This window comes from Rhizobacter sp., assembly GCF_032229685.1.
Lineage (GTDB): Bacteria > Pseudomonadota > Gammaproteobacteria > Burkholderiales > Burkholderiaceae_C > LMDS01.
In genome coordinates, this window is record NZ_JAVTWP010000002.1 from 66,665 (window position 1) to 80,290 (window position 13,626).

A 13,626-nucleotide genomic window follows, 5' to 3' on the forward strand; every position below is an offset into this window, starting at 1 on the left:
CAGCCTTTGGCACTGGGAAGGCCGCACGACTCGAAAGCGCCAGGCTTCAGGGGCCTCGGCGTCTCGACCGAAGCCGGCCAGCCGGGGCAAAGCACCTCATCGAGGGACAAAAAACGTGGACTTCTCGTGTTGGACCGCCCGGGCGCCTTCAGGGTTGGAGCTTGCAGGACCAAGCACTGAAACTTCGAAAATCACGGGCGTCGAGGTGCCGAGCAAGGCATGTGCGGAAGCAAGTGGAAGCTTCAGCGTGACCGCCGCAGATGTCACGCCCGCCGGGCCGGCACTCAGCTGCGGCGCCGACACCGCCAATCCCGCGATTCCGCTGGCAGTGACTCGGTACTGCTGCGTCGCCTCAAGACGGTTCATGACCTGGATACGGTAGACGTTCTCGACAACACCTTCATCGACGACCCGTGCGAGGGCTCCGCGGTCCTTGACCACATCGAACTTGAACGGGCTGCGGAGCGCCACGCTGGCGGCGAACGCCACGCTCGCAGCGGACAACACCGCGCCGTAGATCAACACGCGAGGCCGCAAGGCGCGCCGGAACATCTGCAGCCGCGTCCACTTGTTCACCACGCCGTTCTCTGTGGAGTAGCGGATCAGGCCTTTGGCGTAGCCCATCTTGTCCATCACGTCGTCGCAGACATCGATGCAGGCAGCGCAGCCGATGCACTCGTTTTGGAGCCCATTGCGAATGTCGATGCCGGTCGGGCAGACCTGGACGCACAAGGTGCAGTCGATGCAGTCACCGAGGCCCTGTGCCGCTGCCGTGGCCTTGCGCGAGCGTGAGCCACGCGGTTCCCCGCGTCCGGTGTCGTAGGTGATGATCAACGAATCCTTGTCGATCAGTGCGCTCTGGAAGCGCGCGTAGGGGCACATGTACTTGCACATCTGCTCGCGCAAATATCCTGCGTTGCCATAGGTGGCAGCGCCGTAGAACAGGATCCAGAACACGTTCCACGGCGACACGCCGAAGGTGACCACGGCACCAGCCAGTTCCCGGATCGGCGTGAAGTAGCCCACGAAGCTGAATCCTGTGAACAGTCCGATCGACAGCCACGCGCTCTGCTTGGCAAACTTGCGAGCAAGCTTGTTTGCGCTCCATGGCGCCTGGTCGAGTCGCATGCGGGCGATCCGGTCGCCTTCGATCTTGCGCTCCACCCACATGAAGATTTCGGTGTAGACGGTCTGCGGGCAGGTGTAGCCGCACCACAGGCGGCCAGCAACTGCCGTGAAGAAGAACAGCGCCAGGGCCGACAGTACGAGCAGCGCTGCCAGGAAGATCAGGTCCTGGGGATAGAGCACGAGGCCCAGGATGTAGAAGCGCTGAGCCTCCAGGTCGAACAGCACCGCCTGGCGGCCGCCCCATTGGATCCAGGGCAGTCCATAGAAGAACAGCTGCGTGAGCCACACGAAGGCCCACCGCCACGCGGCGAACCAGCCCTTTACCGCCCGCGGATAGATGTCGGGCTGCTTCTGATACATGGAAACGAACTGGCCCTCGTCGCTGGGTGTAACCGGTTGAATCGGAATGACGGGGTGCGGCTGGCGTTTGCTCAAGACAAGCGTCCTCGATCAAGGAATTCTGGGGTGGCACGCCCGTCGTGAGCTCGCCCACCGGTCGCGAGCGATTCGAATGCCGTCATCGCTTCAACTCGCCGAGCTTTGCTTCGATCTTGCTCCACTCCTCGGCGTCAGGAAGAGGCAGCCTCGTTCTGGTGATGGGCTTCCACCCCCGCGAGAGTTCGGCGTTGAGCGCCGTGAAGTGCACTTGGTTGCCCGGTACATCTTCCTCGGCATAGATCGCGTTCACCGGACACTCCGGGACACACACGGCGCAGTCGATGCATTCGTCGGGGTCGATGACCAGAAAATTCGGCCCTTCGCGAAACGCGTCGACCGGACACACATCCACGCAGTCGGTGTACTTGCAGCGAATGCACGCCTCGGTCACGACGAAAGTCATGCAGCGTCCTGTCCTCGGTCAAGCGCAGCAAGCGCTGCCGGTACAGCAGGGAATCGCCCCACGAGACATCTCGCATTCGTGCCAAGTCGGGTGATCTGCACGCGCCACACCAAGGGCCCGGCTTTCATATCTAGCCACTCGTACTGGCCATCGAACCGAGTGTTGAATCGATCGCGCAGCAGTTGAGGATCGCTGTCGTACAGGAGCCGCAAGTGCTGACCTGGATGAAGCGCTTCAAGGCGGGCGAAGATGACAGCGTGACGCTCAATCTGCGTCATCTCGCCAATTTCGACACAGTGGGAAGCGGCGTGGGCAGGCGGCGGCTTCACTTGGTATTGCCTCGATGGGGTCCTGGATGAACGGACTTGCATCGAAAAGGAACGTTGGTCATCAGCCGTCCTTGCCGTCGAGCCGCGTGCTTACCAGCCACGGCGCAAAGATGACCAGGTAGATGCCGAACGCGGCAGACCAGGCAACTGCGGCGGCGACCAGCCACAGTACGAGCTGCTGTGGCGCCAGCAACGGCAGCACCACCCGAGCCACAGCGGCGCTCGCCACCAACAGGTAGGCCGCAACCTCGAGCCTCGATGCCTGCAGCGGCCGCCCCGTGTGGCCCCGCGCCGTGCGGGTGATCATGCCGATCACGAGCCCACCAGTGGCGCCTACGGCCAAGGCGTGCATCCCTGCCGATGCATTGACGCCGCCGAGCTGAGCCCACCCGAGCAGCAGAAGGCCGATGGGGATCCATGCATATGCCAGGTGCAGGACCCAAAGGATGGGCCGCGCACGCGTGCGCCAGGGTTGCCACTGCCACAGGCGCACAGCGTGCAGCAAGCCGGCCGTGCCAAAAGCTGCGGCCGTGACGGCGTGGGGCGGCAGCAGCACCCACGCAGCCAACGCGAGGGCCGTGGCCGCGAGCGTGGCTTGTTCCAGCCGGGGCGGCACCTGCAGCTTGGTGCCCGGAAGTGCTGACATCGTGAACGCTGGAATCACCCGGCCAGCGATCACGCATTCGATCATCACGATCAAGGCCAGACCGGCGTGCAGTGCTCGGACCGGGGCGATGTCGAGCAGGCCCAGAACAGCCAGGTGAAAACACAGGTTCGCCAGCGCCAGCAACGCCAGTATGGCGCCCAAAGGCAGATTGCGGCGGTTGCCGGCCCGCCACAGCACGCTGGTGAGGATGGCCGCCACCAAGGGCAGCAGCAGCATGTCCAGCACCGCATAGACGGCGTAGGGCGCCGCGACCGCAGCCAGTCTGGCCGCTACCCACAGCAGGGCAAGCGCTGCCAGCGCACCGCCGCGCGGTGTGGCCAATCCGGTCCAGGCTTTTCCGGCGGTGAGCAAGAACCCCACGATCACAGCGACGGCGAAGCCAAAGAGCATCTCGTGGGCATGCCAAAGCACCGGCGAGACGCGCAAGTTCAGCGTCACTGAACCCAACAGCAATGCGATCCAAAGCGGAACCGCCAGCATCGCGAACACCGCGGCACCCAGGTAGAACGGGCGGAAGCCGAGCCGCAGAACCGGCCAGCCGCGCAGCGCAGTGACGGAGCCTGGTGGACTCGCCGCTGGTACGGCGACGACGGGGGGCGGAGCTTGAAGCGTCATGGAGGAGCCACTTGCGCCCTGCGAGAGGTGCATTGATCTAGAAAGATGCAAACAAACTGCATCTTAGTGACAACGCACCCATAAAGCAATACACTGCATGCATCTTTAGGGCCGCACATGCGACTTTCCGAATACACCGACTACACGCTGCGCGTACTGATGTATTGCGCCGCCCATCGTGAGCGTCTGGTCACCATCGCCGAACTGGCCGAGCACCACAGACTGTCGAAGAACCATCTGATGAAGGTCGTCAACGATCTGGCACACCGGGGCCTGATCGAGACCACCCGGGGGCGTGGCGGCGGCCTGCGGTTGCTGGCGGAGCCCGAGGCGATTCGCATTGGCGATGTCGTGCGCGCGACGGAGACCGACTTCCGCCTCGTCGAGTGCTTCGATGCCGACACCGACGCCTGCACGCTTTCGCCGAGCTGTCGCCTGAAGCACTTGTTCGGCGAGGCCTTGCGGGGCTACTTCAAGGCCTTGGACGGGGCAACGCTGGCCGACATGACCGCGGGGCTCCCCGGACCCAAGGGTCGCCCGGTGGGAGTGCCGTCGGGCGGAAAGGCGGCCGTCACTATGTCGATGCCTCCAACCCGCCGTCCCGCACGGCAGACCAAAACCTCCGCGCAGGATCGCTGAATCTGGGCGCACGAAAATGACCAACAATTTCCCTGGGCACACCGCCCCTGCCGCAGGCTTCGAGGTCCCCCTGGAAATGCTGGCGGCCTGCCACGGACGTGTCCAGAGTCAGTGCGAAACGTTGCTGCGACTGGTGCCACACATCGCCTCGCATGGTTCGGATCGGCCCGCGCAAGAAGCTGCCGCAGCGGTCATGCGCTACTTCGATACGGCCGCTCGACACCACCATGAGGACGAAGAGCAGGACCTGTTTCCCGCACTGCTGGAGTCCATGGGCGGGTCGGATGCCGTTTGTCTTCGCGAACTGACGACAGCCCTCTGCGCCGACCACCGTGCTCTCGAAGGTCGATGGGGTGCGTTGCGTCAAGTTCTAGAGCGTGTGGCCGCTGGAATCGCTGTCCCGTTGGGTGCTGCTGACGTGCAGGGGCTCGTGGACCTGTACGCACAACACATCGCACGCGAAGAATCCGAGTTGCTTCCGATGGCCGCCCGTTTGCTGAGTGATTCCGAGCTGGACCGCGTGGGCCTTGCCATGCGCACTCGGCGTGGTCTTGTCAGCACAGATGTGCCGGCGGTCGCGCACACCGCCGACGTGGCGCGCTGAAATCGCGGCGCTGCAATCTTTAAACCTCAGCCAACCACAAGACGACCATGTCACAGCCTCATCTTCACCTGTCTCCCGACGCGATCTATCCGTTCGACGCCCGCGGCGTTGCCAAGCGCTTTCGTCATGCCGCCATCTTTGGTGCCCTGGACAGTCTGCAGCCCGGCGAGACCATGCGCTTTGCCAACGATCATGACCCGCTGCCCCTGCTTGCGCAGATCGAGCAACGCTATGGTGCTCGCGTCGGAGTCGAGTACCGCCAGCGCGAGCCCGGCGCCATCGTGATTGACTTCAGCGTGTGCTGAGCAGCCTTGTCCCGGTGCGCATTTGACTGGAATCAAGCTCGAATGCCTTCAGCAAGTCCACCATTCGCCATGCCTACCGATACCGCTCAGCCAGTCGATGTGCGCGCGATCCTCACCGAAGAGTTGCTGCGCAAGTTCGACACGCCGGGCCCGCGGTACACCTCGTATCCGACGGCCGACCGATTTGCGGAAAGGTTCGGCTCATCAGACGCGATGCAAGTACTTCATGCGCGCAGTCGGGCCAGTTCGTCGGCACCCCTCTCGCTGTATGTGCACATCCCTTTCTGCGAATCGTTGTGCTACTACTGCGGCTGCAACAAGATCATCACCAAACACCACGACCGCGCCGCCGAATACCTTGACGCGCTAGAAGTGGAACTTGCTCTGGTGGTCGAGGCCCTCGGTGCCGGTCGCCCGGTGTCGCAACTCCACTTCGGTGGCGGTTCGCCCACCTTCCTGTCCGATTCCGAACTGACTCGGGTGATGACCACGCTGGGCGGCGCCTTCCAATTGACGCCGGATTCGGAGGTGTCGATCGAAGTGGACCCTCGCACGGTGACACCCGACCGTCTCGCGCACTTTCGCAAACTTGGTTTCAACCGGCTGAGCTTCGGTGTGCAGGACTTCGACCCGGAGGTTCAACAAGCGGTACACCGGGTCCAATCGTTCGAGATGGTCGAGGGCCTGATGAAGAGTGCCCGGGCGTTGGGGTACGTCTCCATCAACGCCGACCTGATCTACGGGCTCCCCAAGCAGACGCCCGAGAGTTTTGCGCGAACCATTCAGCAGATGGGTGAACTGCGGCCCGACCGCATCGCTCTGTATGCGTACGCGCACCTGCCGGAACGCTTCAAGCCGCAGAGGCGGATTGCCGACGCCGACCTGCCGAACGCCCCTCAGCGCATCTCGATGCTGGGCAATGCCATCGCGGGGTTCCTGTCGCAGGACTACTGCTACATCGGGATGGACCACTTCGCACTGCCGGGCGACTCGCTGGCGGTCGCCAAGCGGGAAGGTCGGCTTCACCGCAACTTCCAAGGCTACAGCACGCAACCCGACTGCGATCTCGTCGCGTTGGGTGTGTCGGCCATTGGTCGGGTGGGAGCGGCCTACTATCAGAACGCGAAGACCTTGCCGGAATACTACGAGTCGCTGCGCGACCGCCGGTTGCCTGTCGTTCGGGGCTACACGTTAACGCCCGATGACGAGCTGAGGCGGGATGTCATCATGGCGCTGATGTGCCAGGGTCGCGTGGAATTCGAGCCCATCGAGCGTGCACACGGCGTGCGCGTGGCAGAGTATCTCGAGGCCGAGCTTCGAGCCTTGCACGAGATGGCTGCGTCGGGGCTGGTGACACTGGAACAAGGTGCGGTCCAGGTGACGGCTTCGGGTTGGTTCCTCGTTCGCGCCGTCGCCATGGCGTTCGACAAGCACCTGCAGTTGGCCAGAGATCGCCATCGGTTTTCAAAGGTGATGTAGCTCGCAAGCCGGGTTGGCCGCGCCCTCCCATGGCGTGCTCAGGTGGTCAGCAGTACGGGCGCGTCACGGCTCCGGCGTCGACAGATAGCGACCCGGGCGGTGGTTCCAGATGAGGACGGCGTTCACTGCGACGGCACCAAGCAGCGACCAGGCTACCCGGGTTGAGTCCATCAGCAACAGTGCGGCTGCCAGGATCGCTGCATCGACGACGAGTTGTACCTTGCCAGGTGCCCAACCCTTTCGGCGTTGCAGATACAGGGCCAGGATGTTGATGCCTCCAAAGCTGGCCTTGTGTCGGAACATGACCAGCAGGCCAGTTCCGATGAGCACACCGCCCGCGATGGCGGCGTACAGCGGCTCCGCGCGCACGGTGACGACGTGCCCGAGCAGTCCTACTCCCACCGACAGGCTCGATACCGCAGCCAAGGTCTTGGCGGTGAATCTCGGCCCCATTCCTTTCCATGCAAGGCCGTAGAAGGGCAGATTGACCAGGAACAGTGCAACGCCAAGGGGCAGGCCGGTGGCGTAGCTCAGCAGGAAAGCAAGACCCGGCGTTCCGCCGGTTATGAGCCCCGCGCTGTTCAGCAACGACAGCCCGAGGGACACCAAGATGACCGCCGTGCCGACCGCTTGCACATCATCGGCAACGGTGTGGGGATGGGCGGGTGCCGCGGCGGTAGGCGTCATGAACCGGCCCCGTCTTCCCCGCGGATCAGCGAGACAGAGCAATGGCTCTGGCATCTCCGGTGCACGCGTTTCGGAGTGCTGGCTCTGTTTGGGATGCGATTGGCCATGATTGCCCTGGAGTGTGCGTTCCTCCGAGGCTGCCGATGCTGACCGGCATCAAGGCATGTGCTGGGCACGGAGGTTTGGCGCGACGGTTCAACTTGCGCAGGGAGCGCTCATGTAGTGAAGCGTGTGGCGGGGGACTGTCACCTTCGGGGGAGGGACCAGTTGCCGATGATCTGGGAGACCGCGTCGACCCGCTTCGGATGGGCTGCCCGGGTGGGCCGACCCGCCAGGACCCAAGTCACCAGGGTTTCACCCTCGTCGCAGAAAGCCGACCGGATGTCCGGATCGGACACCGATGCCCCGCTGAGCGCTTTGGCGCCGAACCCCATCAGGTGCAACGCATTGAGAAAATTCATCAGCGCGCCACCGATGCACAGCCATTGCTCGTGGGCGGGCACATCCGCAACGCCCTCGCGTACCCGCCCTACCAGCGCAGCGAGCCCGGGCCCGTTGAATGCGCGCGACCTGGCCTTCTCGACTTCGGGGGCGGCATGCCCGCGCCGAAGCGCGTCCTGGACGAAGAGTTCCGACAACGCCGGCCGTTGTGAGTCGCCAACGATCACGAAGCGAAAGGGGTGGAGGCCGCCGTGGTCGGGTGCGCGCAGGGCGAGTTCGGCGGCACGCTGCCACTGCGCGGCAGTTGGTGCAGGCGGCGCCAGAAACTTCGGGCCGACCGAGTAACGCAACGCAAGCATCCCAAGCGCATCGGATGGCCCCGTGTGCTCCTGATCGAACATTGCGTCTCCCGGCGCTGTCATCCTGGCCGGCCTGTCAGGTAGACGGCAGCTTGCACCCGTGAGCTGAGGTTCAGTTTTCGGAGGATGTGCTGGACGTGAATCTTCACTGTTGCCTCCGCAATGCTCAACTCGCGCGCCATCTCCTTGTTGCTTGCGCCACGGGCAATGCAAGCGAGGATCTGGCGTTCGCGTGGCGACAGACTGTGGATCGGATCGGCGTCGACTTGAGCAGGCACTGCGGGCGCCTCACTCTGGCGCGACTGAAAGGCGCTGACGAGCTTGCTCGTCATTTCGGGGCTGACCACGGACTCGCCCGCCATGGTGCGCAGGATGGCCGCAGCCAGCATGTCGCTGTCCATGGTCTTGAGCAGGTAGCCGCGCGCGCCTGCGCGCAGCGCTGCAGCCAGATCGCGCTCGTCCTCGCTGACGGTGAGCATCAGCACCCGCGCCGTGGGCGAGACATCGGCAAAACCGGCCAGGGCTTCCACCCCATTGACGCCAGGCATGTGGATGTCGAGCAGGATCACATCAGGCTGCGCAGTGGCGGCACTGCGATGCGCCTCATTGGCGTCGCCAGCCTCCCCAACAACCGCGAAGCGTGGGTCGCCTGCGAGCAGTGCGATCAGTCCGCGCCTGAATAGCGTGTGATCGTCAACCACCAGAACGCGAATTGCTCCCGTTGAGGTCATGCCGCAAGCCCGAGCCGTTGCGGTAACTTCAACACGACACAAGTGCCAGACCCCGGTACGGATTCCACCTCGACGGTGGCGCCAATGTTTTGCGCCCGCTCGCGCATGATGCGCAACCCGACGTGGGACTCGTCGGGCCCGGCCCCACCAGCTTCGAAGCCGCAGCCATCGTCGCGAACTTCCACGCGCCACTGCGGTGACTGCTGGACCTCAACCCAGACCTCGCGGGCCTGCGCGTGCTTGCGCACATTCGATAGCGCCTCCTGCACCACGTGAAGTACCTGAACCTGCACATCCGCGGGTAACGGCAGGCCTTCGCCATCGATCTCGAGATGGGTGGCCAGTCCGGTCTGATGTTCGAACTTCAGCAAGGTGGTTCTCAGCGCGGGAACGATGTCTTCTGCGTTCGTTCGTGTCCTGAAGTGAACCAGCAACTCGCGCACGTCGCCCAGGCTCTCATGAACTCCGGCGTCCAGTTCACGCAGCGTGCGATCGATCTTGATTTCGTCTCTGCCCTTGAGATCGCTGCGCAGCAGACCCAGTTGGATCTTGAGGAAGGCCAGGCTCTGGGCAATCGAGTCGTGCAGTTCGCGCGCGATGAACCCGCGCTCCTCGGCCACCGCCGTCTCGCGCTGCAGAGCTGCGGCCCGTAGGCCTTCGATGGCGCCGGCCAGGTGGCTGGCGATGGTTTCGAGCAGCGCGCGGTCGTCGCCCGAGAGTTGCCTTGGCAGGCGGTAGAACAAGTTCAATTCGCCGAGCACGCGTTCCTGCAGGCGCACGGGCACGCTGATCACCGTCTCGTAGCCAGCGCGCGCGCAATGGCCCAGCAGCGCCGAGGGCCCCTCGACCTGTATCGGTATCACCCGCGTCACCGCCAGACCCTGTGCCTGGCCGCAGAAACAGTCGCCGGTGGGAATGCAGTGTTCCTCATCAATCAGTGCCTGGGGCAGGCAATCGGACGCCAGCATCAAGTAGCGCTTGTTGGATTCGTCCGACCAACGGACGGCCGAAGCATCCGCCCCGCCTGCCAGGCGTGCCTGTTGGGCGATGCCCTTGGCGAGTTCGTCGAGCGTCGCGGCACGCGCAACGAACGCTGCGGCCTCGTAGAGCAACGACATGCGCGCGTGCTGGCCCTCCAGGCTTTCGGTCTTCTCCCGCACCTTGGATTCAAGGCTGTCGTAGAGCGCTTGCAACCTTTCAGCCATTCGATTGAACCCCGCAGCCAACGCCGCGAACTCGTCGTCGCCCCGAGCCTCCACACGCACCGTGAGATCGCCTCCCTCTACGCGGGCAAGGCCGGCCTGCAGACGCGCCAGCGGGTTGAAGATGAAAAGGTAGGCTGAATAAAGCAATGCCACTGCGCCGGCGATGGTCAACGCCACCATCGTGAACTGCACCGCGTTCAGGATGGTGGTCAGGCGGGACAACTGTTGCTCGATAGCCGACACGAAGACATCAATCCGGATCACGAAGGCGTCGGCCTGCGACACGATGTTGCTGGCCGGCGGAAGCGAGCTCGCAGACCATTCACGTCGCAGACTGTTCCAGCTACGCTGCACGTCGAGGAAAGCCTGTTGGGATCGCGCGTCGCGCGGCACAAAGAGTGGTCGAGCCGGATCACCAGCCCGCAAGACATTCACGCTCTCGTCGAACTGGACCAGTAGCCCTTCGATCCTCCGTGGATCGGAATTCGGAAGTGCTTGAGCCAGGCGCCACGTCTGCATCCGCATGCGCCCGGCCTCGTTCACGGCGGCGCCGCCGCCCTGCAGTTGCCAGGTCACCCACAAGGTGAGACCGATCGACCCCAAGGCCAACAACAACAGCCCGCAGCCGATGGCACCCAGCTTCTTGGAAAGGCTCCAGGATCGACGCATGCGCCCACTGTACTGGACGGCCTGTGCCGGCAGGCAGCCTCGCGCCATGTCCATGGAAGGGCTGGAGAGTTCAGACATGCACGCCGATGAATTTCTGAAGGACACCCAGCGGGTGATGAGCCATAGCGACAGACGCCATGAACAGGTACACGCACAGCGCAGCCGCAAAACTTAATCGTCGTGCTGCAGGGGTCGGCGCGCGCTTCAGGGCCAGTGACCCGAGCACGATGTAAAGCACCAGCAGAAGCAACTTCGTTCCCAGCCAAGGGCTCTGCAGTGGGTTGAGCGACAAGATCACCCACAACGTGACACCTGCGCTCAACAGCAAGGTATCGATGCCGTAGCTCAGCCAGCGCCAGGGGTTGCGCATGGCCCAGCGCTGGCCGGACAGCACGGCCGCGCCACGCACGGCAAACAGCAGGCCACTCGCGGTCACGAGGGCGATGTGCATCTGCTTGATCTCTGGGTACCAGGCCTGGAAGGTCATGGCGAGCGTCTTCCAGCAAGCAGCGATCCCGTGCCGGGTGCCATCGTGGCAACACGCGTTGGCGTCCAAGCAAGGGCATCCGCGGAGCGCGCCGCGCGAAACACGTTCAGCTGGCGGTCAGCTGACCACACGTTTCGGGAAGTGGCATCGATCGCGGGTAAGCTTCGAACCATGGAAATCAGCCACTTCAACGACTTGCTTGTAGCCGCCCGCGGGCAAACTGAGCGACAGCGGTTGCTGCTCGTGTTTGCCAGTGCGAGTTTGCCGGCCGGCGCCACGGCTGAACAAAAGGCACGGTTCGAAGCGGGCGAGTCTGGGGAGTTGGCGCCGCTGATGTGCGTGGACAAGGATCCGGGCGAACTGGCGGACTTTGCAGCGCTGGTCGATGAGGCCTCCACCTTGGGTTCGGAGTGGGCGCTGGTGTTTGCCGCCGCAATGTCCGGCACGAGCGGCCGCCCGCCAAGTGACAGCCAGATCGACGCCGCGTTGCAGCGTATGGTCGAGGCCGTGAAATCCGGCGACCTGTCGGGCCTGATCCCGTTCGACCGCAAAGGCGAAGCGGTACAGCTGGGTTGACGCATCGCTTCGACGCATGTCTCACTGCGGGACGAGGCAAATCGTCAGCAGGGCGGTCGAATCCGCCAGGGCCAGCAGGGCGTGCGGCTCACCGGCGGAGAGGTGAACCAGCTGGCCAGGTGCCAAGCGTAGGCTGTTGGTGGGCGTCGTGAAAGCGATCAGGCCCTCGATGCATTGCACGGTGATCTCGCCCGAAACGCGGTGCTCCGGCAGCGCCTTGCCGCTGGGCAGTACCAGGTGCACAAGTTCCATCTGAGTTGACTTGATGATCGCGGTGGTGACGCGGTCATGCAAGGCAGCGCCGAGGGGGCGAAGTTCGATGATGTCGCCTGAAGCGGCGTGCGCTTGAGCCATGGCAGCTTACCTTTCAGAGTCGCGTCGATTCTTCGTCCGGTGCGCCTTGCTGCACGTGCGCCACATAGGGGCCAGTGCCGGCGTTGTCGGCCTGCGCTGCAGGTACGAAACCGCCCCGCTCGACATCGAAGACATGCACTTCACCATCTTCGATCACGTAGTGCCACCCATGCAGGGCCAAGTTGCCGGCCTCGACCCGCTCGCGCACCATTGGGTAGTCCATCAGGCGTTCAAGTTGCAGCACCACCGCGCGCTGCTCGGTGCGACGCAGCACCTCGGGGCCAGGCTCGGCCACCGGCAGCGCGGCTTCGCGCCCCAGTTCGAGCCATTGGACCAGGTTCTTCGCCGCAGCCGGCACTTCACCGTACAGCGCGCGGATCGCTCCGCAGTGGCTGTGGCCGCAGACCACGATGCGCCGGACCTGCAGATTCAGCACCGCAAATTCGATCGCTGCCGCGGTCCCGTGGAAGCCCTGGCTCTGGTCGTGGGGCGGCACGAACGCGCCGACGTTGCGCACGAGGAACAACTCGCCGGGGGCGGCGCCTGTGAGCAGGTACGGGACCAAGCGCGAATCGCTGCACCCAATGAACAACGTCATCGGGTGCTGGCCGTCGTCGACCAGCAGTCTGAAGTGCGATCGGTGCTGCGGAAACGCATCGGTGTGGAAGCGCTGTAAGCGCGCCAGCAGTTCGTCAGTCACTGAGCTGCCCATCGGCGTTCGCCTGCGCTATTGCACGAGTGGCGTGGCGGATGCCTCCAGGTCGACGCCTTCAAGTTCCGCCTGTCCGGCCAGCAGTTGCAGATACTGACGCAGGGCAGTCGTGAAAGTCTGTTGGCGCAGCGCCTGTTCGACCGCCGACTTCACCGCCTCAAAGGAAGGAGCCACGCCCGGCTCACGGGCGAGCACTTCCACCACGTGCAGACCGAAGCGGCTGTGCACCAGTCGCGGCAAGACGCCGACCTCCGGCTTGCCGAACAGTTCACGTGCAAATTCCGGTGCACAGTCTTCGCTGGTCAGCCAGCCCAGGGCGCCGCCCTCGGCGCCACTGGGACAGTTCGACGTGGCCGCGGCAGCCACGGCAAAACGGTCCTCACCGCCGGGTGCCGTGCCCCGCACGTCGAGCAGGCAACCCTCGGCGCGCTGGCGCAGTGCGTTCACGTCCACTCCTGGGGTGACGGCGAACAGCACGTGGCGCACGTGGACACGTTCGCCGACAGCATAGCGCCCGCGCTGGGCCGCGTGGTGGCGGCGACACGCCTCTTCCGACGGGTGGGGTAAGGTCAGTTCCTGGTCGAGCAAGGCTTCGATCGCCGCGCTGGCAGGTTCGCTCATCGCGCCGCCTGATGGCGCAGGATCGTCCTGTGCAAGCAGTCCTGCCTTTATGGCAGCTTGTCGCAGCAATTCCGAACAGGCGCGCTGGCGAATCTCCTCGACCGACAACGCTTCCTGTTGATCGGAGAGTGGGACCCCGTTGATACGAGGAAGTGAAATGGTGTTCAGGCTCATGGA

General features: G+C 64.1%; 18 protein-coding genes. 6 read left to right on the forward strand and 12 right to left on the reverse strand.

The window, feature by feature from the left end:
- Positions 1-96 precede the first annotated feature (96 nt).
- From ccoG to AC30PD_RS00750, 3 genes are all read right to left on the reverse strand, one after another.
- Positions 97-1,563, reverse strand: coding sequence for a cytochrome c oxidase accessory protein CcoG (gene ccoG / locus AC30PD_RS00740; RefSeq protein WP_489533717.1), 1,467 nt, complete (start codon positions 1,561-1,563; stop codon positions 97-99).
- Positions 1,564-1,645: 82 nt separating this feature from the next.
- Positions 1,646-1,969, reverse strand: a complete 324-nt coding sequence (fdxA, locus tag AC30PD_RS00745; protein ID WP_489533718.1) for a ferredoxin FdxA — start codon at positions 1,967-1,969, stop codon at positions 1,646-1,648.
- Positions 1,966-2,247, reverse strand: a complete 282-nt coding sequence (locus tag AC30PD_RS00750; RefSeq protein WP_489533719.1) for a DUF2249 domain-containing protein — start codon at positions 2,245-2,247, stop codon at positions 1,966-1,968. Before AC30PD_RS00750 ends, fdxA begins: the two co-directional genes overlap by 4 nt.
- On the opposite strand from AC30PD_RS00750, the gene AC30PD_RS00755 reads away from it, so the two are divergent.
- The gene (locus AC30PD_RS00755; RefSeq protein WP_489533760.1) at positions 2,182-2,328 is read left to right on the forward strand and encodes a hypothetical protein; all 147 of its coding nucleotides are present in this window, start codon (positions 2,182-2,184) and stop codon (positions 2,326-2,328) included. The genes AC30PD_RS00750 and AC30PD_RS00755 overlap by 66 nt on opposite strands.
- 31 nt (positions 2,329-2,359) lie before the next feature.
- Here AC30PD_RS00755 and AC30PD_RS00760 read toward each other — a convergent pair whose 3' ends face one another.
- Complete coding sequence (locus AC30PD_RS00760) at positions 2,360-3,580, reverse strand: NnrS family protein (protein WP_489533720.1); 1,221 nt, start codon at positions 3,578-3,580, stop codon at positions 2,360-2,362.
- 117 nt (positions 3,581-3,697) lie between these two features.
- On the opposite strand from AC30PD_RS00760, the gene AC30PD_RS00765 reads away from it, so the two are divergent.
- The 4 genes from AC30PD_RS00765 to hemN all read left to right on the forward strand — a co-directional run bounded on the left by AC30PD_RS00765 (position 3,698) and on the right by hemN (position 6,607).
- Positions 3,698-4,219 (forward strand): RrF2 family transcriptional regulator, encoded by a 522-nt coding sequence (locus AC30PD_RS00765; protein WP_489533721.1) that lies wholly within the window; start codon positions 3,698-3,700, stop codon positions 4,217-4,219.
- A 16-nt stretch (positions 4,220-4,235) separates the two neighbouring features.
- A complete protein-coding gene (locus AC30PD_RS00770) occupies positions 4,236-4,823 on the forward strand; it encodes a hemerythrin domain-containing protein (RefSeq protein WP_489533722.1) in 588 nt (195 codons plus the stop codon).
- 47 nt (positions 4,824-4,870) lie between these two features.
- Positions 4,871-5,128, forward strand: coding sequence for a DUF2249 domain-containing protein (locus tag AC30PD_RS00775; RefSeq protein WP_489533723.1), 258 nt, complete (start codon positions 4,871-4,873; stop codon positions 5,126-5,128).
- Positions 5,129-5,197: 69 nt separating this feature from the next.
- Positions 5,198-6,607 carry an oxygen-independent coproporphyrinogen III oxidase gene (gene hemN / locus AC30PD_RS00780; protein ID WP_489533724.1) on the forward strand — a complete coding sequence of 470 codons (1,410 nt, stop codon included), beginning with the start codon at positions 5,198-5,200 and terminating at the stop codon, positions 6,605-6,607.
- 63 nt (positions 6,608-6,670) lie between these two features.
- Here the strand turns inward: hemN and AC30PD_RS00785 are convergent, their stop codons facing one another.
- From AC30PD_RS00785 to AC30PD_RS00805, 5 genes are all read right to left on the reverse strand, one after another.
- Positions 6,671-7,294, reverse strand: coding sequence for a YitT family protein (locus AC30PD_RS00785; RefSeq protein ID WP_489533725.1), 624 nt, complete (start codon positions 7,292-7,294; stop codon positions 6,671-6,673).
- A 245-nt stretch (positions 7,295-7,539) separates the two neighbouring features.
- The gene (locus tag AC30PD_RS00790) at positions 7,540-8,136 is read right to left on the reverse strand and encodes a nitroreductase family protein (protein ID WP_489533726.1); all 597 of its coding nucleotides are present in this window, start codon (positions 8,134-8,136) and stop codon (positions 7,540-7,542) included.
- 17 nt (positions 8,137-8,153) lie between these two features.
- Positions 8,154-8,825, reverse strand: a complete 672-nt coding sequence (locus AC30PD_RS00795; protein WP_489533727.1) for a response regulator — start codon at positions 8,823-8,825, stop codon at positions 8,154-8,156.
- On the reverse strand, positions 8,822-10,777 hold the full coding sequence (locus AC30PD_RS00800) for a type IV pili methyl-accepting chemotaxis transducer N-terminal domain-containing protein (protein WP_489533728.1): 1,956 nt from the start codon (positions 10,775-10,777) through the stop codon (positions 8,822-8,824). Before AC30PD_RS00800 ends, AC30PD_RS00795 begins: the two co-directional genes overlap by 4 nt.
- The gene (locus tag AC30PD_RS00805) at positions 10,770-11,255 is read right to left on the reverse strand and encodes a SirB2 family protein (protein WP_489533729.1); all 486 of its coding nucleotides are present in this window, start codon (positions 11,253-11,255) and stop codon (positions 10,770-10,772) included. The genes AC30PD_RS00800 and AC30PD_RS00805 overlap by 8 nt, the downstream gene beginning before the upstream one ends.
- Before the next feature lie 102 nt (positions 11,256-11,357).
- Here AC30PD_RS00805 and AC30PD_RS00810 point away from each other — a divergent pair, with 102 nt between their 5' ends.
- On the forward strand, positions 11,358-11,762 hold the full coding sequence (locus tag AC30PD_RS00810) for a ribonucleotide reductase subunit alpha (protein WP_489533730.1): 405 nt from the start codon (positions 11,358-11,360) through the stop codon (positions 11,760-11,762).
- Positions 11,763-11,783: 21 nt separating this feature from the next.
- On the opposite strand, the gene AC30PD_RS00815 is transcribed toward AC30PD_RS00810, so the two are convergent.
- The 3 genes from AC30PD_RS00815 to AC30PD_RS00825 are packed head-to-tail and all read right to left on the reverse strand — an operon-like array spanning position 11,784 to position 13,623.
- A complete protein-coding gene (locus AC30PD_RS00815) occupies positions 11,784-12,116 on the reverse strand; it encodes a cupin domain-containing protein (protein ID WP_489533731.1) in 333 nt (110 codons plus the stop codon).
- A 13-nt stretch (positions 12,117-12,129) separates the two neighbouring features.
- Positions 12,130-12,828, reverse strand: a complete 699-nt coding sequence (locus AC30PD_RS00820) for a carbonic anhydrase (protein WP_489533732.1) — start codon at positions 12,826-12,828, stop codon at positions 12,130-12,132.
- A 15-nt stretch (positions 12,829-12,843) separates the two neighbouring features.
- On the reverse strand, positions 12,844-13,623 hold the full coding sequence (locus AC30PD_RS00825) for a peptidylprolyl isomerase (RefSeq protein ID WP_489533733.1): 780 nt from the start codon (positions 13,621-13,623) through the stop codon (positions 12,844-12,846).
- Between the last annotated feature and the right edge of the window lie 3 nt (positions 13,624-13,626).

Excerpts from the sequence above, each read along its gene's own strand:
- AC30PD_RS00765 (WP_489533721.1), top strand. The coding sequence starts at position 3,698 with ATGCGACTTTCCGAATACACCGACTACACGCTGCGCGTACTGATGTAT.
- AC30PD_RS00800 (WP_489533728.1), bottom strand. The coding sequence starts at position 10,777 with ATGTCTGAACTCTCCAGCCCTTCCATGGACATGGCGCGAGGCTGCCTG.
- AC30PD_RS00775 (WP_489533723.1), top strand. The coding sequence starts at position 4,871 with ATGTCACAGCCTCATCTTCACCTGTCTCCCGACGCGATCTATCCGTTC.
- AC30PD_RS00795 (WP_489533727.1), bottom strand. The coding sequence starts at position 8,825 with ATGACCTCAACGGGAGCAATTCGCGTTCTGGTGGTTGACGATCACACG.
- AC30PD_RS00770 (WP_489533722.1), top strand. The coding sequence starts at position 4,236 with ATGACCAACAATTTCCCTGGGCACACCGCCCCTGCCGCAGGCTTCGAG.
- AC30PD_RS00825 (WP_489533733.1), bottom strand. The coding sequence starts at position 13,623 with ATGAGCCTGAACACCATTTCACTTCCTCGTATCAACGGGGTCCCACTC.
- hemN (WP_489533724.1), top strand. The coding sequence starts at position 5,198 with ATGCCTACCGATACCGCTCAGCCAGTCGATGTGCGCGCGATCCTCACC.
- AC30PD_RS00750 (WP_489533719.1), bottom strand. The coding sequence starts at position 2,247 with ATGACGCAGATTGAGCGTCACGCTGTCATCTTCGCCCGCCTTGAAGCG.
- AC30PD_RS00810 (WP_489533730.1), top strand. The coding sequence starts at position 11,358 with ATGGAAATCAGCCACTTCAACGACTTGCTTGTAGCCGCCCGCGGGCAA.
- AC30PD_RS00815 (WP_489533731.1), bottom strand. The coding sequence starts at position 12,116 with ATGGCTCAAGCGCACGCCGCTTCAGGCGACATCATCGAACTTCGCCCC.
- fdxA (WP_489533718.1), bottom strand. The coding sequence starts at position 1,969 with ATGACTTTCGTCGTGACCGAGGCGTGCATTCGCTGCAAGTACACCGAC.
- AC30PD_RS00785 (WP_489533725.1), bottom strand. The coding sequence starts at position 7,294 with ATGACGCCTACCGCCGCGGCACCCGCCCATCCCCACACCGTTGCCGAT.
- AC30PD_RS00760 (WP_489533720.1), bottom strand. The coding sequence starts at position 3,580 with ATGACGCTTCAAGCTCCGCCCCCCGTCGTCGCCGTACCAGCGGCGAGT.
- AC30PD_RS00790 (WP_489533726.1), bottom strand. The coding sequence starts at position 8,136 with ATGTTCGATCAGGAGCACACGGGGCCATCCGATGCGCTTGGGATGCTT.
- AC30PD_RS00820 (WP_489533732.1), bottom strand. The coding sequence starts at position 12,828 with ATGGGCAGCTCAGTGACTGACGAACTGCTGGCGCGCTTACAGCGCTTC.